Here is a 22,860-nt window from a genome sequence, read left to right on the forward strand (position 1 = left end):
AGAAGTCCCGCTGGACCAGACCCGTCGTGGACCGTCGGTCCCGGTGCTTCCCGTTCTTGGCCCGCCTCTTGCCGAAGGTGGACTACCGCTGGTTGTCCCGGCAGATCCTTCACCCGTCCGCTCACACATCACCTCACCCGCTTCTGCGGCTTCGCTGACCAGGAACCGGTAGCCGAACTCGGGGTCGTAGCGGTGGGCGTCCAGGAGTGCGTTGGCCCGGTAGGCCTCGACGAGCTCGGCCTGGCGACCTGCTCTGTCTCCGCCAGTGGTGCTAGGGCTGGCGGGAGAGCTTCAAGACCCGCAGGGGACACCTCAACGGGAATGCCGTCCTCAGCGAGCTCACTCACGAGCGGGTAGCGTCTCTCCCCGCACGTGGGCCTGCGAGAGGTAGGCAGCGGCACGGCGCAGAATCCTCGTTCTCCTGCATCAACAGCCGAATCTGCATGCGGGCGTCACGCGGCTCGGGCGACTCCCGCCGGGACGTTTGCCGTCGCCGATGTCGGCTTGGCGGATCCATAGTGGAGCGTCATCTCGTGGACGCCGAAGTCCTTCGCGATCTGTGCGATCGTGATGCCATCCTCACGGAACCGGGCCACACGCGCGACGTCGTCGCGGAACTCCTGGGGTAGGGAGCGGCCTGATGCACATCCTTCCAAGCGCCCGGCGGGCAAGCCAGATCGGATGTCACGTATCGGTGCAGCAGTCCCGAGGCATCCCGCAACTTGTGGCCCGACCGGACAACCGAGGCTTGCCCGGCAACCCACGAAACATGTGCGAGCGGGGCCTCAACCTGCTCATGCCGTCTAACATCTCGGTCGGTTCAGCCGCGAGCCGGTTGCGACACCCGCGTGGCGCCCACGGTTATCGTCGAGGGAGGCAGACACCGCGTTCGAGCATTGATGGTGGCGGCAGCCGACTCGCTTCGCCCGCATGCGCCTAGACCTATCGGGCTGACCTGTCGGCGGTCGAGAGACCCTGCAAGCCGGTCGCGGCTGCAGCCGGATGCGCATCTGACTCCGTTCCTCAACCCGTTCACCCGAAATCCTCGAGGGCATCGCGACAGCTAGACTGCCTTGGTGTGACAGAAGTTGCTCGCCGCGTTGCCTGGACGAAGGACACGACTCCACGCATGGAAGCGCTGCTATGTCGTCGGGGCGCGCTCCGTCCAGGGCACCGTCGGTGCCGCCGGGGGGCGGGCAAATAGTGGTGCTTTCCCTGGGAAACCTAGTGACCTTCCCGTTGTCGCCAGGCATTGGTCGAGTCGCGGAATTTGACGGGGCCAAGGCCAGAATCGAGTTCTTCGAGTCGGCAGCTGAGCCGGTGGCCGATGTCGTGTGGTGTGATGTCGCCGATGTACGCCGCGTGCCCCTCGGCGAGCAGACCAAGGTCCACTTCAAGGACGGCAACGACCGGTGGCGCGCTGGCCGCGTCGTTGGCGGCGACGACGACATGGGCGTCTACTACGTGCGGGTGCCCAACCAACATTGGGACGTGGACATAGCCGAGAGCCGCCTGCGGGTCCGGTGGGAGAAGGCACCGCGGGATCCGCTGCAGGCGCTGTTGAGCGGAGCGAATGAATCCCCTCGCTTCCGAGACGCGCGGGAGCCCGTTCGGAGAGCGCTGCTGGCTGAGCGCGCGGCGACAGCCTCTGCAACCGGCATTATGTCGTCCGGCGTGCGCATCCACGCACACCAGATCAATGCTGCGCTCCGGATCATCCGAGACCCCGTGCAGCGCTACCTCCTTGCCGACGAGGTGGGGATGGGCAAGACGATCCAGGCCGGCCTAGTGATGCGTCAGTTGCTCGTTGACGAACCGGGCCGTCGGATCGGCGTCATCGTGCCGGACGCGATGGTCGCCCAATGGCGGTCGGAGTTGCTTGAGAAGTTCTACCTCGACGACTTCGTCAACTCAGCCGGCGAATTGCCGTTTGTGATTCTTTCCCATAGCGCGTCGAAGCAGTGGAAGCAGTTGAGCGGGGTGGACCTGCTCGTCGTCGACGAGGCACACCTACTCGCTCGCACGGACGGGCCGACGGCGTCACCATACGCCGACATCGCCCCGATCGCGCACGGGGCGCCACGCGTCCTCATGCTGTCGGCGACCCCATTCTCTCGTAGTTCGACCACCGACCTCGCTTTGCTGCATCTGCTGGACCCGCAGTTGTTTCGATGGGAGGACCAAGACGCCTTCGTTGAACTGCTCAGCGCCCGGCACCAGTTGGCGCTAGCGGTCTTCGGCCTGGACGAGGAACCGGACCCTAACAACCCCGAGTTGCTGGAGTTGCAGTTCGACGAGATCGGGCAACTGCTCCCCGGGGACGACACTCTCCGGCTGGCCATGGAACGTGCGCTGGGCGTGATGCGGGCTGGCGGCGGCGATCCCGAAGCCGTCGACCTTGAGGCGCTGAAGAGCGCTATCGCCGTTCTTCGCACCCACATCTCCGAGACCTATCGACTGCACCATCGAGTCATCCGCAACCGACGCCACGTGATCGAGAAGCAGCGACTGGACGACAAGGGCCTGCTGACGCCCTTCGAATTTACCGGCCGGACCCGCCCCAAGGTCGCGCGTCTCAACGGTGAGGAGGTGACCGCCGGTGCGAGCGCGATCGCTGATTGGGTTGCTCGTTGCTCCGCCGCCATCCTCGACGATGAACTCGATCCAAGGCCCTATGGCCGCGCGCTGGGCGTCCTGGTCTCACGCCTAGGTGGACCTGTGCGCGATCTGCACGACGCGCTCGACTACCGGGTAAACGGGAAGGAAGCCGGCCTCCTCCCCGAGGAAAAGTCGCTCCTTGACCTAGCGCCGCCCCTCGGCTTTGAGTCACGAATCCTGGTCGAACTCGGCACCGCGTCCGGCACAGACGGTCTCGAATTACTTGCCGAAGCAATCGCGAGGCGTTGCCCCCCGAAGCAGCGCGCCGTCATCTTCTGTGGCCGGGGGGTCCTTGCCGCCAACCTGCGCGATCGGCTCATGGGGCGCCCGGTGCCCGCCTACGCGCATCTGGAGGAACAGTCCGAGGTGCAGCGTGAAGAGGCGACTGATTCGTGGCGGCGCGCGGGGGGCATGCTCGTCGTCGACGAGACCGGCGACGTGGGCCGCAATTTTCAGGAGGCCGACCTCGCCTTCCACGTCCGGCTGCCTTGGAACCCGAACAGCCTTGAGCAGCGAATCGGCCGCGTGGATCGGTACGGCGACCATCGCACCGCGCAGCAGTACGTCATCGCGGACAGCGACCCCGATGGTCTGCTGACCGCATGGGTAAAGGTGCTGAGCTCTGGATTCGGAATTTTCGGCGAATCGATCTCGACCCTCCAGGAAGCTGTCGACGACCTTGCCGAGGACCTCTGGACAGCCGCCCTAACCGAAGGTATCGAGGGGTTCCTCGATCGGCAGACGACGATCGGCGAGGCACTTCGCAGGGAAAAGCGGCGGATCAACGAACTGGATGCACTGGAGTCTAGTTACGGCACACACGCAGATGGAGAGGCAATGGCGATGGCGATCGCGGCGTACGAGGAGGACTCGACGGGCATCGAGAAGGCCTTCACGCAGTTGATCGAGGGAGCAGAGGGGTTCCGTTTCGCCCGCAGGCCCAACATGGACGGCAGCGTCACCTTTGAGCACGGGCTTGAGGAGAAGCCGCTGCTGAGCCCGAGGCTGCTCGGCCGGATCAACACAGTTAAAGAGGCCCGGACCGGGTTCTTCGACCGCTGGCAACTGCGGCCGAGAGGTCGGCTCTTCCGCCGAGGAAACCCATTCATCGACGGAGTCGAGACGCTGCTCGACCTGGACGACCGGGGCCAGGCGGTGGCGATGTGGCGACTGAATCAGCGCGGGCCGAACGAGCCGATGACGTACTTCGGATTCGACTTCCTCATCGAGGCGGATCTCGGGCCGATGGTGGACCTGCTCCACGGTCGATCCCAGGTTGAACCCATCGCACGACGGCGGGCCGACGCTGCCTTGGCGCCGCAGTATCAACGCGTATGGATCCCAGCCCACACCTTGGTCCCGGTCGACGACCCGGGGTTTGCCAGCTATCTTTCTCTGCCGTACGTCAAGGGTCGCGACGTCAACTTAAACTTCCATCGAATCCCAGCGCTCCACTCGTTGCTGGGTGGCGAAAACAACCTAGCGCCCGTCGCAGAGAGTTGCTTCTCGGTGGCCCGCGAGCACGTCGAGGTGGTCGCTGACGTAGTTCAGGCGTCCCAGAAGGCGGCAGAGCAGGTCCGCAGGGAGACCGAGATCGTGCTTGCGCAGAGCCGAGCACGTTCCATGGCAGCCGGTCTTGTCACCGACCCCGCCGCACTTGGCGCCGAGGTCGAGATGGGACGGGCGATCGAAGCTGGCGTTGCCAAGCCCGTCATCCGCGTCACTGGCGTCAGTTGTGTCGTCGTTTCGGCGACGTCTTGGGCCGACCATGTCTAGGGACGACATTACGGCGAGCCAGGCTGCTCTCGCAGCCTGGCCCGGAACGATTCCGCTCGATCCGGCCTGGGCGATCAGCGACGCATGCCGTCGCCTCCTCGACGCGATGGCGGGCTTGAGTAACGGCACGGCCGGATGGCGCGACGTCGCCTCGCTCATCCGCCAAGTGCTGCTGACTACCCGCGTCACCTACGGCGGAAATCCGTCGTTAGCTGTTCCGGCGGGCGCTGCATGGCCGAATCCGCAGCAGTGGGAGGCGGTGAAATGTACGTCGGCGCCGCTGGCCGATGGGGGCCGCTCGGTCCAGGCACTCGACTGGGCCCCACCCGCATCGTTGGAGCGCGACGAGGTCGGGACGGATCTCGCTCGCGAGCAGGTGCTCGAGGTTTACCGCGACGCCGAACCAGCACGCACTGGGTTGCTCGAGGCCGACCCGTTCTGGAAGGCGGCGCACGGTTACCCGACGTACCGAGGCGAACCGCAACGGCAGGCTGCCCGAGCCGCGGTCCTCAACGACGGAGGCTCAGTGCTGGTCTCGTTGCCGACGGGGCGGGGCAAGACCGCCATCGCATGGTCCAAGGTGCTGCTATCGACCCAGGGCGTCACGATGGTGGTCGTCCCTACCGTCGTGCTGGCCCTCGACATGGAGCGTCGGACCAATGAGGAGGCCAGGCGCCTCGGTCGACAGTTCAGTCCGCACGCGAGATACGCCTATGTCGGCACCCTTGATCCCGACGTCAAGAAGCAGTTGCGCGACGCCGTGCGGTCGGGAACCCAGCGTCTCCTCTACGCGTCGCCTGAGGCCTTCGTGTCCAGTCTGGCTCCTGCCGTCCTCGATTGTGCGAGGGCCGGTCTCCTGCAGCAGGTCGTGATCGACGAGGCGCACTTGGTGGACCAGTGGGGTTCTGACTTCCGCTCTGAGTTTCAGACGATGCCCGGACTGATCCGCGACGGCTATGCCGCTGCCCCGGACGCTAAGAAGCCATCGGTGCTGCTGCTGAGCGCCACGCTCGCCCAGCAACCGGTCGACCTCATCTCCAAACTGTTCAGGGTCGGGAACGCCGAGGTCGACCTGGTTTGGGGTTCGGAACTGCGCACGGAGCCGGCGTACTTCCTCGCCACGCGCGCTGACGAGCAATCGCGACAGGATGCCGTGCTGGAGGCGATCAGCCGACTGCCCCGGCCGCTGATCCTGTACACCAGCAAGGTCGAGGACGCCGAGAACTGGGCTGTTCGCCTCCGCAGTCTCGGTTTGCTGCGCGTAGGCAGCGTGACCGGGAAGACCGGCGAGGCCGACCGCCGTGCGGTGATGGAACGTTGGCGGGGGGTGACCTCCTCGGGCGTAGGGACCAGGACGAGTCTGGATGTGATCATCGGCACCTCAGCCTTCGGTCTTGGCCTAGACATGCCCAATGTGCGGACCGTGGTACACGCCTGCCTGCCCGAGACGATCGACCGCTACTACCAGGAAGTCGGACGCGCCGGGCGTGACGGGCGACCCTCTATAGCCTATCTCTGCGGCGCTCCTGCGGATCGACACATTGCGGAGCGGCTCAGCTCAGTCACGATGATCGGCGACGAGCGGGGTTGGGAGCGATGGCAGAGCCTGCTCAGCACCGGGAAGCAACTTCCTGGCCTTCGGTACCGCGTCCGCAAGAGTTCTCTCCCGACCTACATGGCCGAGGGATACGGCGAGAGCGCACGGTGGAACGTGCGGACGCTGACGCTGATGGCGCAAGCTGAGATCATCCGGTTCCAAGTCCCTCGATGGAGTCCCGAACCAGGAATGTCTGAGGAGACCTCGGCGCAGTCGCTGGAGGCGTTCCGCGGCGAGGTGGAGGACCTCATCGAATTCGAGCTCGTCAATGGCAACTACTTGTCGCGCGCCGGGTGGATCCAGGCAATGGGGGAGGTCAGGCAAGCAGCAGGAGAAGCGCAGCGGCGGGCCTTGAAATCGGCGCTTGCTCTGATCGAGGGCGAGCAGTGCGTGGGACGGATGATCGCCCGCCACTACCAGGTCTCCCACGGCGGCGGGGTGCTGCGGACATTGGCGGCTTGCCGCGGTTGCCCCGCATGCAGACGAGAGCCGGAGACCTCTCCCGGCATTTACCCACTCGAGCCCAGTCCACTACTGCCGCTACCCCGGCCCGCGAACGACCCACTGGCGGGGTGGCGTGGCGACAAGCCGTCGCTCTTCATTTGGTTCGACGGGGGAGCGGACCTGCAACCCCTTCTCATCCGACTGGCCCAACGCAACGTGAGGGTCTTTGCGGGGATGACGCCGGTTGACGCCGACCGACTCCAGGGGGCTGTGCCGCAGACCCCGATCATCCACGACGACCCCACCGCAGCCGTGACCCTAACTGCGACTTACCAGGGACCGATGGCATTCGTCCTCGGAGGTGACGCGGTCGGCCCTCCGCTTCGCGACCGTATGCAATCTGGGCTCACCTCATACCTTGTCGGACCGGCGACGACTGAAAACCCCGACAAGCCGGGGCATCTCCTGCGCGACACCGGCGACCGCAGCATCTCGGCGGATGCCCTACTAAGGAGTTTGTGACGTGGACGTCCTCAACGCATCCCCAGTTCTGTGTCTACCCCAGGCCATGTGGCTCGTCTATCGGGTGGTGATGGCGAAGCCGGACCTCGGTCGGGACGAGATCCTCGATTTGGTGACGCCTGAGGCGATGCGCGCGGGCTCTTCCCAGCAAGGTGCCCACGCCCGCCGGGCGTTGGCGGGGTTGCGGGAGTTCGGACTTGTCCGCGAAGACACAGACGGGCTTTACCGGGCCGACGAGGTGAAGGACGCGTACGAGTTCCTGCGCTTGCTGCGACGGCGACTCGTTCTTCCTCCGGAGGAGGTCGGGAAGAATTTTCAGGGCGCTCCCGATCTCCGCTCTGCTCTCGTCTGGCTGATGCGGGAGCCGCCAATGGTCCCCCTTCACTACGCGGTCAACGTCCAGACCAACATGCCAGAGGGCCTCTTCACCAACGACACCCGGTGGAACGGATTTCGCTGGTGGAGTCAGGCGCTTGGCTTCGGACAGGCGGCGCTCAGGATCCTGGCGGTCGACGGGGATTCGAAGGCGAAGATCGTCCCCGACCCGACGGTTGCCGTGATCGACGCGATCCGGTCTCCGTTCGGCGACGCCCTGCCGCGTGGAGAGCAGATCCCGATCGACAGTCTCCTCGAGTTCCTGCGCTTCGAACTTCCGGTCCTACCAGGCCATCCGAGCGCGACATATCCGGGCTTCGTGGACGACGGGAAGCTGGCGATCGCGGCGCTTGGACTGGCTTTGTCGTCGGCGGAGCAGCGGCAGATCCTCACCATGGGCTACCAGTCCGACCCCTCGGGTGTGTTGGCGCTTCCTGATGCGCAGAACTTCCGCACCGACCGCTACGTCTCGAACGTGACCATCAAGGAGCGACGACCGTGAGCGCGCAACGCAACTACGTTTGTTGGACATCCAGGAATGTCACTGCCACCATTCCGACCGAGGCGGCCACGCCTTCCGATGCGGTGCTTCTCGCTACCCACGCCCCGTTGCGAATCCGCCGGCAGGCAGGCGTGGTCGGTGACGATTCGGCCACGGTCATCACGGAGTTCGATGTGCTCGACGAGTTTCTGACCAGAGGGCCGAACAACGGCGTCTTGGTGGCACCGGTGCTCGGCGAGTCCGGGGCGGGTAAATCGCACCTCATCCGGTGGGTGAACGCAAAGATTCCTGCGAAATCCGGCCGTCACATCGTTTACCTGCAGAAGACCCAGACCAGTCTCAAGGATGTGATCGAGGCGCTCCTGGTCAACCAACACGATCCCGAACTCGACGAGATCAGGCGCAGAGTCTCGAGTTTAGCTTCCGGCGTCACCGCCGACGAAATGGAGCACAAGATCCTCGCCGAATTGGCTGAGGCACTGCGCACGGCCAAGGCCGACAACCCCTACGGCAAGGCGTTGGTTGGCGAGAATGGTCTGCGCTTGTTCTTCACCGACCCACTGTTCGAGCATCACCTGCTCCGTCCGGGGGCGTTCATCAAGCGCCGGGCCCAGCATGCCCTGCACGGTCGCGATGCTGACGAACCCGACGTACCGCTCGAGTTTACGGTCGATGAACTGCCACTCGACATTGTCGACAACGACGACATCGCGGACGCTTCCGCGGCGGCCCAGAAGCTGTTCAGGAGGCTCGTCGCCAGCGCTCCGATGCAGAACGAGGCGGTACGCCTTCTTAACGAATATCTGGACGTCGCGGTGACGAAGGCGGCCAGCCTGAACGTCGGTGATGTCGGGCACGCGTTCAAGAAGATCCGCGAGAGGCTTGTCGGACAGGAGATTCTGCTGCTGGTCGAGGACGTTGCGCTCATCCAGGGCGTGCGCCGTGACCTTCTCGACGCGATCATAGAGGTTGGGGTCGTCCGGGGCGAGGAGAAGTACGCCACGGTCCGCACGCTGATGGCCGTCACTCCCGGTTATTACAACGAACAGCTTCCCGAGACCTTCCGCCGGCGGGCAGAGGCCTCCTCACCGATCTACCAGGTTGACGTTGACCTCAATCTGGAACAGAGCGGTGGCGACCAGGAAGATCTGCTCGTCGATTTCTTCGGTCGGTATCTCAATGCAGCTCGTGTCGGTAAGGCCGCTCTGGAGTCCGCAGCTCCGGCTGTGCCGGACGGGTGCGACGCATGCCCCTATCGCGCGTCGTGCCATGCGACGTTCGGCACATCTGGGTCGGGCGACGCAGAGTATGGGCTATACCCCTACAACCGCCCAGCAATTCTTCGCGCAATCCGCGCCTGCGCGGCCCGTGACGGCGACCGTGTCCTCTTCAACCCGCGCAAGGTGTTGTCGCGCGCCATCCGCGACACCTTGAACAGCAACATCGAGGTCATCGAGAGCGGCAAGTTCCCTCCAGCGGCGTTCCTCGCCGAGGAATCCGCCGTGATGAGACTGCCGCAACTCCCGACACACGTCCGCGAACAGGTCGAGGAGGATTACTCGGCCGAAGACGCCGGCCGTGTGGAGTCACTGCTCACCTTCTGGGGCGACGCAGCCAAGAAGAAGGTAAGTGACGACATCGTCGCCGTATTCTCCCATCCGGTACTACCCGATGTAGGAACCGACGATGGCAGCGACGACGGCGACCTCGACGGCGACGGCCACGACGATGGCGGTGCCAAGCGCGGGGAGTTGCCGAGGTCGCTTCAGAAGCAACTCGACGATATTGACAAGTGGTCGCAGGGACAGGTCCTGCCGCAAGGCCTCGCCCGCGACCTAAGGAAAATCGTTCGCGAGGCACTGGTTTCGCGGATCGATTGGTTCGACACCGTCATCAAGGACCCGGACACGATGACTCTCGCTCGGGCAGTCCCGGAGAACGCACGCGGGGTCTCGATCGAGGGTGCCAACGAGAACCTCGCCCTGGCCGTACTGCCGTTTGTTCGTATCGAACGATCAGCGCGCAACGCGACCACACTCAAGGGCCTTGTCCTGATCCGGGATGGCCACCCCGCCCGAGCAGGGGACGCACTTGCACGACTCGACTCACTCGTTTCCGGAAGCGTCGACGCGGCCAAGCACCGGATCGTCGACGAACTCGCGTTCGACGACGCCTCGCTTATCCAGGCGGCTGGGTCGCTAATCAAGGGAGCGGCGGCGTGCGGTGCTCTGCCTGCGAAGCCGAAGGATGTCGACTACGTCAACGCGTGCCTGTGGCGCGACATGACCGCACGCCCAGACGCAGCGGCACGTGCGCCCGAGTGGATCGCTGCGTACCAGGACTACGTCGCCGCGCGAGGTAAGGCCGTCGACCAGTTCATGGCAGGCATCGGTGCGGCGCAAGGCGTCTCCGGCGGCGTCTACGCGATCGACATCCAACGATTGCTTCGCATCGTGGGCAGAGCTAAGGAGGTTGCGAACGCTGACGATGACTCCGGGGTGCCCTCTTGGTGCACTGACGCCCAGAGGAAACTCAAGGCGCTATTGCGCACCAACGAGCGACAGATTCTCCACTGGAATGGGTTGACCGGCCGGATCCGGAAGTACTTGCCGGAGGAAGTCAGTTTCACCGAGACTGTGGACGCCATCGTCGAGGCGGTCAAGAACGGGCAGGACCTCGGTCTGATCCCGGTGAGCAACCTCCAAGCATTGGAGGCATCGAACGCTCAGGCCCGGGATTGGGACTCGCGCTGCATCAAGGAGATCGAGCGGCTCGCCGCGAGCGTCGCCGAACAATCGGGCACCGCGCGACTGACCAGCCTCGGCACGGTAGTGGGAGCAGACCTGCCGAAGATCGCCGAGTTCCTTGAGTCGAGTTCGCAGTGGATCGAGGCAGGTATTCGGACTGCGGAGACAAGTGGGGGCACGATCGCCGACGTGGACAATCAGCTCGATGAGACCATCAAGACCTGGCTCGAGATCGTGAAGGAGTCCAATTCATGAGCGACACCGCGCCCACCGCCAGCCTTGCCACACGCGCCAGGCGACTCACGGCCCTCGCGCGTGCCAGGAGAGACGACCGTGATGTCTCGCAGGCCCAGGGCCAGGTCCAGACAGCCATTAACAAGTTGGACCAGGAGTTGAGAACCCTCAGCAGCGTGCTAGATGTTCACCGCAAGCTCAAGAAGGCCGGAGTCCCCGTTACCGATCCGGGCCACCTCGAGCAGCCTGTCAAGAGATTGAAGGAACAGGCCGGCCTGGGCCGACCGACTGCACAATTCCTGAACGCCAGGACCAGAGACGTCCTTGCGGCGCGGTCGGCTATCGACGACGCGAACGCCGATGCTTGGCGCACCTGGGCAGCCCAGATGGTTGACGGGTTGCCGCTGGCACTTCAGCCGAGAGTTCCCTTCTCCCATCGGCGCGCGACTGCGACGCGGATCTCCAACATGAAAACGCGGGCTGCCAGGAAGCCGTCCATTGCCGACATCACTGAGTTCCAACGGTTCTACGACCGCGTCAAGGAGGAACTCGCCGCAGTCGACGGGGCGAGCATCGACGCTCTGCTGAATCGCTTCACGGATGGCCGGATCCTGCTGGCAGACCTGAGCGACGCAGAACTAGAGATGCTGCGAGAGGACGCTTCCCTGAGCGACCAGCTCTACCTCCACATCGCCTCATGACGGACAGCATGTGGGCAGGCGTCCCGGACCTTCTCAGCCGCCTCGAGGACAAGGAACTCAGGTTGCTCGCATGGGGAGTCGTCGACGGCTTCCTGAGCCAGTCCGAGGTCGAGGACGCCATCGACGCCCAACTCGACCAAGACGCCGAGGACCCGGAGGCGGAACTGGCGACCGTCGAGGAGTACCTCGACCACCTGTTGGCACATGGTCTGCTTCATCGACTGCCAGAGTCGACCCCCAAGTACCGCACGCGACTGGGGGAGACGCTGCGCTTGCTTCGCAACCTGCGGCAACTCTTCCCGCCGCGTGACCCTTCGGCGCCCGGTTGGTGGCGCCACGCCAGAACTCTGGTGGCCGACTACCGGCTCCAAGTCGGGCCCCGGCGTTATCCGCGTCGCTCGACGACGTCGGCCGAGGCAATCGGTCAGTTCGCCGAACTACCCGACTGGACCGACCACCACGCCGAGGTACTCAGCCGAATAGTGGGCACCAACAGACTTGCACGTTTCCAGGTCCAGGCGACCTCGTCGATCTTGGCGGCGCTCACAGCCCCCCAGTTGAGCGCTCGCATCATCACCGCGGGCACGGGTTCGGGCAAGACGCTTGCCTTCTACCTCCCGGCCCTACTCGACATCGCGGCAACCGCCGGAGTAGCCCGCACCGGTCCGCACACGCTGGCGCTCTATCCACGAAACGAGTTGCTGCGTGACCAAGCAAGGGAAGCCCTTCGTGTCGTCACGGAACTCGGTCCGCTCGGCGGGAAGGGGGCACGATCGGTGCGTATCGGCCTCCTCTACGGCCAAACCCCTCGTGACCGCGACCTCGAGAGTTCCAGCGACTGGCGCGCGTGGAAACGGCGAGGGCAGGGTTGGGTGGCGCCGTACTTCCCCTGCACCACCGAGGACTGCCAAGGCAGCCTCGTCTGGCCCGACGCCGACCGAGTTGCCGGACGCGAGCAGCTCATATGCACGACATGCGGCTTCGCCACGCTGCCGGGCACGATCGCGCTGACCCGGGACTCGTTGGCGAAGAACCCGCCCGACATCCTGTTCAGTTCCACCGAGATGATGAGCCAGCAGTCAACTAACTCGCTGCTGGCGCCCCTCTTGGGATGGAGGGGACCGAACGGCACTAGGCTGTTGCTCCTCGATGAGGTACACACCTACTCGGGCATGAACGGTGCACAGGTAGGCCTCATGCTCCGGCGCTGGCGCAGTTCCAACCGTCAGTGGGGCGCTGACAGCCCGGTGATGGTGGGTCTGTCGGCGACGCTGCGCGACGCGGGCGACTTCTTCGCGACGCTAACAGGTGCCGAGCGTGCCAACGTCGAAGTGATCTCCCCGATCGCCGACGAACTCCTACCGATCAGCCGTGAGTACGGAATCGTGCTTCGCGGTGACCCGATCTCGGGCACGCAGTTGCTGTCGACGACCATCCAGACCGCAATGCTGCTCGGCCGCGTCCTCAACAACGATCCAGGGATCTATGGCTCGGTGGCATTCGCCTTTACCGACGACCTCGACGTCATCAATCGGCTATACGACAACCTGAGAGACGCCGAGGGGGCCCAACCCCGGGGACGAATGGGCGGTGCAGTGCTGGCCGACCTTCGCAGTCCGGCAGAGCCGCAGGCCGGACCGCGCTACTCCGACGGGCAGTCTTGGGATCTGTCATATCGCCTGCAGCGTATGAACCGACCCCTCCGCATCGCACGAACTTCCTCCCAGGACGCCGGCGTCGATACCTCGGCCGACGTCATCACTGCGACCTCTTCGCTCGAGGTCGGATTCAACGATCCGCGTGTCGGCGCTGTGATTCAGCACAAGGCCCCGCGTGACCTCGCCTCCTTCTTGCAGAGGCGGGGCCGAGCCGGGCGGCGGCTTGATATGCGGCCGCTGACCGTCGTGGTGCTGTCCGACTACGGCCGCGACCGGATCGCATACCAGACTTACGAAAGGCTCCTCGACCCCGAGATCGACGCCCGAACACTCCCCATCGACAACAGATTCGTGGTGAAGATCCAGGCGACTCACTCTCTTCTCGATTGGGTCGCCCGCAAGACTGGGGCCGACGTGCGTTCGGTGTTGTCGCCGCCGTGGAACGGCAGATCCCACGTCAGGGCGCCACAGGTGATCTCGGTGCTGCGCTCAGTCCTCTCCAATAGTCAGGTCCAACTCGAACTGGCAGACCATCTCCGGCGCTCCCTCGCCCTCTCTCAGGACGAGGTCAGCGCGGCGTTGTGGGAGGAACCGCGGTCTTTGATGCTGTCGGTTGTGCCGACAGCGTTGCGCCGACTCGAGGCCGACTGGAAACCCCTCGCAGGCGAAGTCGATCCGGGGGCACAAGAGCGTATGCCGCTGCCCGAGTTCATCACGGGAACGCTGTTCGCGTCGCTCAACACGCCCGACGTCCGCTTCGAGTTGCCGCGCAACTTCGGCGACGAGCCGCCGCCGATGCCAATCGGGCAGGCACTTCGTGAGGCGGTTCCGGGCAGAGTGAGCCGCAGGTTTGGTCACGCCCATGCGTCACTTCGCACCTGGCTGCCCGTGCCCGAAACAGGGACCGAACTGCACCTCACCGAGGTGGTCGCTGCGGGTCACGGGCTAGGCAGTTGGACGACACCGACTGGTGAAAGCTTCACGGTGGTGCGACCTCTCACTCTGCGCCTTGTGAGCCCGCCACCCGACATCGCGGACGCCACCACCGCTACGCCAATGTGGCGGTCCGCGTTCGAGTATGCCGTTGAAGCGCTGCACCAGGTAGACGTGCCCACCCCGTCGATCTGGGCGACTCTGGTCGACATGTGCGGGTTCGCACTGCACGTTGGCGGCGGACCGCTCAAAGTCCGCAGGATGGCCGTCGGCTCCGACGGCGAGATAACCCATCGAGCAGGCCACCGCACGCCCGTGCACGTCCGCTACATGCACGAGGGCTTGCCCGCTGCGATCGGATTCGAACTCGAAGTCGATGCGATGGTCGTGACCGGTCACCTTCCCGAAGGCGGCCCCGCGTTTCTTCGCGACTTCCCGTCCTCACCGCCGTGGAGGACTCTCGCCTTCCGTCGCCGCGTGCTCGAGGATGAACGCCTCGACGACGTCGCCAACGTCTTTCAGCGCGGATGGCTGTCCGACGTCTATCTGGACGAGTTCGTCGCCCGTGGTCTGGCCGGAGAGGCTGTCGTCGCCGTACCGGACCGGCTTGCCGACGGCCACTGGGCCGACAACCTTCGGGAGTTTCTCGCCGCTGCGTACGGGGCAGAGGGGCTGGAGGAGGACGAGAGTCGGATGCTCCGCACACTTGCCGAGTTATCCGTCGATCCGACCGTGCGGACGGTCATCGAAGAGCATGGCCGCCTGCTCGTATCCGAAAATCTCCAGGACGAGACCGGCGACCTACTCGACCGCGTCTTTCTCGACACCCTCGCTAATGCCGTCCTCGCTGCGGTGAGCGAATCACTTTCCGATGCGAACGAAGGCGACCTTGTCTGCGACATCGAGTTTGATCAGGCGACTCGTGATTATCGGATCTTCGTGTCCGAGACCTCGATCGGCGGCCTCGGCCTGCTCGAAGCACTTCACAGGGACTACGTGCAGGACCCGCGTCGGTTCTGGGAAGGGGTCGCCCGTGCGTGCTCTCCGACCGACGCCGAAGAGGTCGACGAGGCCATGCAGGAAGCCCTGAGAAATCTGGTCACAACTGGGACGGACTTTGCGAAGGCGGTTACCGGGTTCCGAGGTGCACAAGGCATAGCCGCCATGGACAAGGCCCTCGAGCGACTGCGGGAAATCTGGACCGAGTCCGACGGCCCCCCAGACCACTTACTCGTTTCCACCTTCGCAGCTCGGTTCCTGCGGCCAGGCTCGAGCCCCGCGATCGACCGCGTGGTAGCGGATCTCGCTGCGGCCTGGGTGGACGTGGAGTCACGTCTCGGTGTGGAGGTCGATGCCCGCACACTCGCCTACCACGGGTCTCAGGGCAATCTCGGGTTCGACATCAACCCGATGACAGCCGACTCCGCGTTCTCGATGTTGTGGCTGCGCGGCCCACACGCTCGCTCACAGCGCCTCGATCACTGGCACCCCTATCGCCGCGACGTGACGGTCGAGCGACTTATGCTTGGCGAGGTCGTAAATGACGGTGCCGCTGTCATCGATGTGACACAGCCTGGCTGGGTCGACGCCTACACACGAGGCATCGAGGGCGACGGGCGGGTGATTCTCAGCGCGCCGTATCCGCGCCGCGCCGCTCTAGCCCATGCACTGCGTGAGGCGATAGTCACGCCGATCGAACGGAGCGGACTGCGCGTCTTCGCGCGCGTCAGGGGAATCCATCACCGCCGCGGCCAGTTGACCGCCTCACTCTCTTTGGCGGAGGAGTTCCAGTGACCGCCAGAAGAACTGTGAGGACCCAGCCGCGGAATGGACTCGCCATCCGGGACGTGCTCGCCGCCGCCTTGTTGTCAGAGTTGTGCTCGCCGAGCGACGAGTTCTGGCTGGTGAGTGGCTGGGTCTCAGACGTGGCCGTCATCGACAATGCGACGCGCCAGTTCGAAGCGGTGTTGGGCGCCGACCCTCGGTCGAACATGACCCTTAGCGAGGTGCTCGCGGAACTCGCCCGCCGAGGAGTTCAGGTCCATGTGGCCGTGCGTAAGGTCGCGCACAACGACGCGTTCGTCGACCGCTTGAAGCGCACCTCGGCCACCGATGCGTTGCACGTGTACTCCAGTGCAGACCTCCACGAAAAGCTGATTGTCGGCGGGGACTGGTTTCTCACAGGCTCGATGAACTTCACTTGGAACGGCACACAGGTCAACGAGGAAAGCATGGAGTTGCAGCTCGACCAGGCCGAAGCCGCTCGGCATCGCCTTGAGTTGCGAACCCGCTGGATCGGGGGACAGGAGTGACGGCACTGTCGACCGATGACTTCCTCAAGCGCTTCTTCTCACCGCCGAATCGCCTGTGGCCCAACATGGACCCCGACAGTCCGGTTGCCACCACCATGGTGCCGTTCCTCGCGGCCTTGCCAAAGCCCGGCGAATGTCCGCTGATCCTTCCGTGTCGGCGAACCGATTCGGCGGAGCCCACCAGCGTCTATGTGGTGTGCTGGGACACCGCACACGCCGGCCGGATCCGGGCGCTACTCGAGGCGACCGTTGCCCATCACTGGTGTCGGTTCGACGGACGGGTCACTCGACTCGATTCAGCAGACCCGGTGGATACGGCCGTCCTCGATCTCGTCGGTCCCGGAACGACGTTCCTTCTCCGTCCCACCGCGCAGACGGCGGCCCCGACCCTTACCGCGCTTCGCAGACTCGTCTCGACGATCGGTGACGTGTCGCTCCGTGTCCCGAAGGCGCCTCGCCCGATCGGGCGCATGCTGCGCGAGTTCGACCTCGCTCTCGCCAGCGGAGCGGTCGAGACTTCTGCGAGCCTGCTGCGAGAAATCGAGACGAACGGCGGGGTGTCGCACCAGAACGTCGCGTTCCTCCATGTCCGCCGGTTGGCTCGATTGGGCAAGGATCAGGACCTGCTTGCGCACGGTTCGCTCCCCACCTTGGTTTACGTCGACCCCCCGCGACTCGTTCGCGAAGGTGTGCTCGCCGCGTGGGCAAGGGTCAACCTTGCCCGCCCCGTGCGCGCCGACGATGTCGATGCAGCCCTCGGCGCGATCCGGGAGGCTAACCCCGATGTCGCGATGCTCGTCGACGACATTGTGGCCAGAACCGGCGATCCCGATGTGAGCACGGTCTGTGCTCTCGTTGCGATCGCGCGCCAGGACGCGGCTTTGGCGGCCACCCTTGCATCGAACCCGACTGTCGACCGCGGTGTGCTCGAGCGATTGACCTCTGCATCGCATCCGAGGCCGGCCGACGAAGCTCAAACGCCTGACACATCGATAACCGAAGGACCGGCCGAGCCTGACACGTCCGCGGCACCGACGACGGCTGCCCTTGACTCCTGGTTGGACTGGGTCGGTCGACTTGGCACCGCGGAAGAGCTGCCGCTGGAGACCGGTCAGGCTCTGGCTTGGCTGCCCGCGTGGCGAGTCGATCCGGACTTGGCGGATGCGATCGATGCGTTGCCTGAATTCGCCACGGACGACCTCCTCGCTGGTGTCGCCGCGCTTCTCGACGCCGACGATCTGGACCATCCGGCTCCCCACACCGCTGCCGCTCTCGTGCGTCGATATCTGGTCGCTGAGCGGTTCAGCCCATACGACCTGGGCGCGATCGCCGCTCTACTCGGGATCTTCTTGCGTAGCGGCCCATCGTCGGATTCCTACCGTGAGGTCCTAAGCGATGTTCGTGGTTTTGCGCATCAATGGGTGTCTGTCGGCACAGCGACCCGGGCGATCGACCTCGCCGACGTAGTGGCATGCGGCCCCGCGAGCGATAGTGCGACGCGCGCCGACTTCGTCGCGGCCCTCTTGGCGCCGCTCAACCAGCAAAAGCGCAGATTGCCAGCCTCGCTTCGACAGTTGGCTGGATTGATCACTGAGGACGTAGCGCTCGGCTACGACTGGGCCGTCGCCGAAGCGGACTCGGCTGCACTGCTTACTGACCGGCGTGCTTCAAGCCACAGGGTCCTGCTCTACAGCCTGGACAAAGGGACCCTTGCGCGCGTCGAGAAGACCATCAACCTTGAGTGGCCGAACGTCCGCGTTGAGATTTCCTCGGACAAGGACGGCAATCCCGCTCTCAAGCAGCATGCGCGCAACGCCGATCTGCTCGTCGTCGCTACAAGACGGGCGACTCATGCGGCGACGGGCTTCATCACCGACAACGCAGAGGGTGCCCTGATCCGGTACCCCGACGGCGCGGGATCCGCGTCGATGCTCCGTGCGGTCGAGAGCGGAATCGCTGAGTTGCTGGGTGACGTTGGGTAGCAACTGACTTATCTGAGGGCCCGCAGGAGATGGCTGGTCATCAGTTTCACGTCATTTGGAGTGTTCTGGATGCCGTTCCATCGACGCGGTTCGTCGCCACCGAAGTTCCAAGATCCGCTGGTCCACGCGCAGTACTCTGCGAGTGCCTCGATCTTCCGCTCGATCCCGAGTTTCGGGAGTTCGAGCGCCGTGGTTCCGTCGGTCAGGGCGTCCATCACGTAGCCGAGTGCTTGAATGCCTGCGCCGTGCGTGAGGCGTGACTTGGTGGGGGGGAGGTCCCACGCCTCGGGGAACGTCACCTGCACGACGGTCCAGAAGTAGTTGAGGTGCAGCACCATCTGATCGAGGTCGCCGGATCCATCCTCCGGATCGCGGTACTGGTAAAGCGCGCCGTCGTAGAGGCTGTTCTCGATCATTTTCAGGACGCTGTTGTCCTTGATGTAGCCACCGGCCATCGTGGGTGTTGCGATTCGTCCCGCGAACGGTTCGCCCTTCGGCCGTTGCCCGAAGTTCAAACGCGTGAGCACCCGCGCCGGCAATTGCTTCTTGGCGTATGCAGCAGGGAGATGTCCCTTGGTGTCCGGCAGGAGTTCGTGGATGAGGCCCTTCGGTAGGGGCTTCGTGTTGTTCACCAAGATGAACTGCGAGCGCTGCTCCGCTTCGCCGTGGGCGATGAATCCGACTGCAGCGACTGCGAACTCGGCGAGGTCCGCATCGCGGATCGCGGCACTTCGCTGCTGCCCGTCCACGAGCCATGCGGGCTTCTCGTCATCCGACAGCGATTCATCGACAGGAATGACGAGTTCGCCGGCGGCGACGTACTCAACGACGCTGCGGGAACCTACCGGTTCGAACTTCACCCGATCATCGAAGGCCAGCACGATCGCGTTGGGAAGCATTGCCCCGTCGGACTCGAGGTAGCGGCGGATAGATCGAATGTGGCTGAGCACCTCAGGACGCTGGTAACCCTGGAGTTCGATGTCGTGACGGTGGGCTCGGCTGACCGTTGTGAAGTCGTGGATCTGCTTGCCATCGACGCCGAAGGTGTAGATGTACTGCTGTCCCTGCCGGATCCGCAATGCAGGTAGCCGGATTTCGTAGGGATCGGCCATCAGGCCCTCCTCGTGTTGGAACTAAGAACACTCATACGCTGAGCGAGCACCGACATGTTGTGGAACCCACGACGCTTGTTGCGTTCGGTGCCGCGAAAGATGGCGATCTCAATGCCGTGTTGCGTGCACACCTTGCAACGGCAGTGCGTCCAGGGCGCGTCCGCGAGCGTCTCGTCGTATGCAGCCAGATATGACTTCTTGGACTGGCACACCATCTCGTACGTGCCGAGTGCGTCTATGCATGCCCACCGGGCGCGAACGGTTCCGTTATAAGCCCTCAGCGCCTTGAGAGCGTCGCGTTCGGCGGCCAACGCTTCCTTTTGGCTGACCGCGCCGGCGAGGATGGAGCGCTTGAGTGTTGGGTTGCCGTCGACTTGCGGGACTCGGATCGCCACGTAGGCCCGCTCAGCTGTGTGGTAGTTCTTCCGGTCGTCCATGAATGCCTGGCGGAACGCCGACGTGCTGTCGAAGCTGGCTACGCCGAAGTTGGCGAAGTCATCCATCGAGTCGATCCGCGTGATGCCGAGAAGATGCAGTTCGGTCTCGGGCTTGAGTACTTCATGGATGCGAGTGAGGCAGGCGAGAATCTGGTTGGTCTTGAGAGGGACCATGCCGCCCAGCGCGATTCGTTCGTATCCCATGGTCTGAAGGGCGTGCACGCTGTCGGCGAAGCTGTCGGGACTCCAGCCCTGCGCGGCGCCAACCGGTTGCACGGTGCTTCGTCGTTCGCGGACGGCCTCGATGAACTGCTCGGCAAGCCTCAACGTCAGACGTCGACGTTGTGCCCACTGCGAGTCGACATTTGCTTCCGTGGCACCCGGCGCGTAGCCGAAAATGATGTGGTCCGTGCTGACACCAGCATCGAAGCCGCACTCGTCGTAGAAGTCGAGGGTTTCCTCCGCCGTGACAGGAGGAACTTCTTCATCGACGTAGTTGAACGCGCCGTTGTCGCCGAGTGTCTCGACCTCGTCTGGGAGGCGGAAGAAGCGCCGTACGCCCATCCGATACATGCGGGCGCGCTGGGCGCCCGAGTACCTGCCGGCGCCCTTGACGGAACCGTCGACTATGGATTTGCTGGCAAGCACCCCGTGGTAGGGCGCCTGTTCAAGCACCTCGTGGGCATATCGGTCATCCCTTTGTCGGACTCTATGGGTGGCGTACTCGTCCCGTAAGAAGTCGTAGGTCGGACTGACGAGGTCCTGGCTGTCCGGGAAGTAGAACTTCACTTTCGACCGGTCCGTTCAGCGAGGTACGTGCGCACGAGGTAGTTCGAGAGCGCGCTGATGTGTCGCGGCGTGTTCTGCAGGTCATTCCACACGACACCCAGATCCTCCCAAGTGCCGCTAGCCCATCGGCACTTCTTCGCTATCAGCCCTAGTTCCTGCGCAGCTCGCTCCTCGGCCCGCGGGTCGTCGTCGCGCACATGCGTCATCACCCGGTCCATGACTCGACCCATGGCCCGGATGCCAACCCCGTGCATGAGCCGACTCTTGTTCGGGGGCTTGCCCCACGCCTCAGGGAATGTCTCTCGTACCGCTCCCCAGTAGGCCAAAAGCACTCGCCGGATGCCCTCGGTGTCGGTTGTCCCGCTGGCAATGTTTCGGTACGGGAAGAGGACCCCTGAGGGTGACTCCACTGATTCGCGGATTGCCTCCACGAGGCTGGTGTCGGTGACGACGGCCCGCTTCCTATCCTCGGCCCGCGTGGATGCTCGACGGATCATCCCGCGGAACGGCGAGTCCTTGTCCTGATTCAGCATGTCGACCAGCGCTGAGGGCAGTTGTCTTGTGGCCATGCGTGCGGAGGGTACGCTGGAGATCTCGGGCAGTAGTTCGGTGACGAGACCGGTTGGCAAAGGCTGAACGGTGTTCACGCGTAGGAACTGCTCTCGCTGGAGTTCCAAGGTGGCGGCCACGAATCCAGCAACCGGGACGGGGAGGCGTCGGTTCCTGGTTCGAGCGAGAGCCAAACTGCGCTGCTGCCCATCAACGATCCATGCCGGTCGAGGACCTTCCCAGTCAGTCGCGATCGGGATCTCCAAGGTCCCGGCCACCGCGAGCCCGTCGGTCGTGGTCGGGCCGCGGCTGGATTTGAACTTGACCTCGGGTGGCAAAGCGAGGATGAGCCCGTTGGGGAAGAGGGGATCCGCGGTGTCCAGGTAGTCCTGGATCTGCTTGACGTGCTTCTGCTTCTCAGGGCGCTGATAGCCGATCAACTTTCCCGCTTCGTCCCGGCCGATGCGGGCAACATCGGCGACCAGGTCGACCTCCTCGGCGGCGAGTGTGAATAGGTAAAGCGGAGTCGCGTCGCTCTGCAGCACCTTCAGCGCTCGGCGTATCAGCAAATCTGGGTTCGTCACGGTGCTACCGCTTGTTGGAAGAGGTCTGAGAAGCGCCGCTGTTCGCAGGCCAAGCCCGAGTCCCGTAGCAACTTGAGAGCGCGAGTCTTGGAGATTACCGGATCGTGAGTCCTGAGGCCACTGATGAACTCAAGCACTGCGCTGTCCACCATCGCCTTGCGGTTGTACTCCTCGCGGTGGCGTGAACGCTCCGACCAGTCGCGCCACAGTACCTGGGCGCCTTCGGCAAATGGATCCGTGGTCCTCGTGAGCGTCAGCCACTGCGTAGCCGCGCGAAGGTTGAGGCTCGTCGTGGTGCCGCCGAGGGCATGGCGGAGCCAGCGATCCGATGCGATCCGGAAGGCGTCGGGGATCTCCCGAGAGCCACCAAAGACCAACAGTTCATTGGGTGCGGTGCTGTCTAACAGGTCGGTTCCGATCGCCCGTGAGTAGGTCTCTGAGAGCACCCACAGGGCACGTCCCCCTACAGGTGCCGAAGTTCGGGGGAGCGTTCTCCACCAAGCCCGAGTCTCGGCCGTCGAAACAGCAACTGAATCAGGGTGGCCAGCGCTGAAGGTTGCCGCGTATGCAGGCGCCGCGTCGCCCAAGCGGCGAAGCCCGAGTCCGGCTGAAGCCACGAGTACGTCCGGTTCGAAGCCGACATCTTGTGCGGTGGCGATGAGTCGCTTGACCTGGCTCCAAGTCTCGCCACGGTACAGATCGATCAGCGGTGAGGTCGTCTGCGATCTGGCCACCGTCGTCGTCCACACCCGGGCGCGGGCTTCCACCGCCCCGCGCGGAAGATTGCGAGCCATCAGTTCGGGGCGTGGGGTCGCCGACTTCCTGTCGGTGCAGGTGACGACGATCGTCAGTTTCTGTCGCGACATGACCTCACAGCTTCCGAAACTACATGTTCAACGCGGCTACTCTAGCGTGTAGTTTCGTTGCGATGGAGTGGGGCCGAGGTTG

At 64.3% G+C, this 22,860-nt stretch carries 12 protein-coding genes; 8 read left to right on the forward strand and 4 right to left on the reverse strand.

The genetic code is table 11. The features are described from left to right. Positions 1-1,227: 1,227 nt before the first annotated feature. The 8 genes from dpdE to ACQBAU_RS00425 are packed head-to-tail and all read left to right on the forward strand — an operon-like array spanning position 1,228 to position 18,441. On the forward strand, positions 1,228-4,434 hold the full coding sequence (gene dpdE, locus ACQBAU_RS00390) for a protein DpdE (RefSeq protein ID WP_465257129.1): 3,207 nt from the start codon (positions 1,228-1,230) through the stop codon (positions 4,432-4,434). After that, entirely contained in the window at positions 4,427-6,997 is a 2,571-nt protein-coding gene (gene dpdF, locus ACQBAU_RS00395) for a protein DpdF (RefSeq protein ID WP_465257128.1), read from the forward strand. Before dpdE ends, dpdF begins: the two co-directional genes overlap by 8 nt. 1 nt (position 6,998) lies before the next feature. Beyond that, positions 6,999-7,874: a hypothetical protein gene (locus ACQBAU_RS00400; protein ID WP_465257127.1), complete on the forward strand. Its 876-nt coding sequence runs from the start codon at positions 6,999-7,001 to the stop codon at positions 7,872-7,874. Next, a complete protein-coding gene (gene dpdH / locus ACQBAU_RS00405) occupies positions 7,871-10,876 on the forward strand; it encodes a protein DpdH (protein ID WP_465257126.1) in 3,006 nt (1,001 codons plus the stop codon). Before ACQBAU_RS00400 ends, dpdH begins: the two co-directional genes overlap by 4 nt. Continuing rightward, positions 10,873-11,556, forward strand: coding sequence for a hypothetical protein (locus ACQBAU_RS00410; protein WP_465257125.1), 684 nt, complete (start codon positions 10,873-10,875; stop codon positions 11,554-11,556). The genes dpdH and ACQBAU_RS00410 overlap by 4 nt, the downstream gene beginning before the upstream one ends. Further along, complete coding sequence (dpdJ, locus tag ACQBAU_RS00415) at positions 11,553-15,941, forward strand: protein DpdJ (RefSeq protein WP_465257124.1); 4,389 nt, start codon at positions 11,553-11,555, stop codon at positions 15,939-15,941. Before ACQBAU_RS00410 ends, dpdJ begins: the two co-directional genes overlap by 4 nt. Before the next feature lie 53 nt (positions 15,942-15,994). Beyond that, positions 15,995-16,459: a phospholipase D-like domain-containing protein DpdK gene (gene dpdK, locus ACQBAU_RS00420; protein ID WP_465259429.1), complete on the forward strand. Its 465-nt coding sequence runs from the start codon at positions 15,995-15,997 to the stop codon at positions 16,457-16,459. Next, positions 16,456-18,441 carry a hypothetical protein gene (locus tag ACQBAU_RS00425; RefSeq protein WP_465257122.1) on the forward strand — a complete coding sequence of 662 codons (1,986 nt, stop codon included), beginning with the start codon at positions 16,456-16,458 and terminating at the stop codon, positions 18,439-18,441. The genes dpdK and ACQBAU_RS00425 overlap by 4 nt, the downstream gene beginning before the upstream one ends. A gap of 8 nt (positions 18,442-18,449) precedes the next feature. Here ACQBAU_RS00425 and dbpB (ACQBAU_RS00430) read toward each other — a convergent pair whose 3' ends face one another. The 4 genes from dbpB (ACQBAU_RS00430) to ACQBAU_RS00445 are packed head-to-tail and all read right to left on the reverse strand — an operon-like array spanning position 18,450 to position 22,778. Then, positions 18,450-19,553, reverse strand: coding sequence for a DGQHR domain-containing protein DpdB (gene dbpB, locus ACQBAU_RS00430; protein WP_465257121.1), 1,104 nt, complete (start codon positions 19,551-19,553; stop codon positions 18,450-18,452). Further along, complete coding sequence (dpdA, locus tag ACQBAU_RS00435; protein WP_465257120.1) at positions 19,553-20,779, reverse strand: tRNA-guanine transglycosylase DpdA; 1,227 nt, start codon at positions 20,777-20,779, stop codon at positions 19,553-19,555. The genes dbpB (ACQBAU_RS00430) and dpdA overlap by 1 nt, the downstream gene beginning before the upstream one ends. Beyond that, positions 20,776-21,912 carry a DGQHR domain-containing protein DpdB gene (dbpB, locus tag ACQBAU_RS00440; protein WP_465257119.1) on the reverse strand — a complete coding sequence of 379 codons (1,137 nt, stop codon included), beginning with the start codon at positions 21,910-21,912 and terminating at the stop codon, positions 20,776-20,778. The genes dpdA and dbpB (ACQBAU_RS00440) overlap by 4 nt, the downstream gene beginning before the upstream one ends. Further along, a complete protein-coding gene (locus tag ACQBAU_RS00445; protein ID WP_465257118.1) occupies positions 21,909-22,778 on the reverse strand; it encodes a hypothetical protein in 870 nt (289 codons plus the stop codon). The genes dbpB (ACQBAU_RS00440) and ACQBAU_RS00445 overlap by 4 nt, the downstream gene beginning before the upstream one ends. Positions 22,779-22,860 lie beyond the last annotated feature (82 nt).

This window comes from Carbonicoccus niuqiaonis, assembly GCF_050157065.1.
Classification (GTDB): Bacteria; Actinomycetota; Actinomycetes; order Propionibacteriales; family Propionibacteriaceae; genus Avipropionibacterium.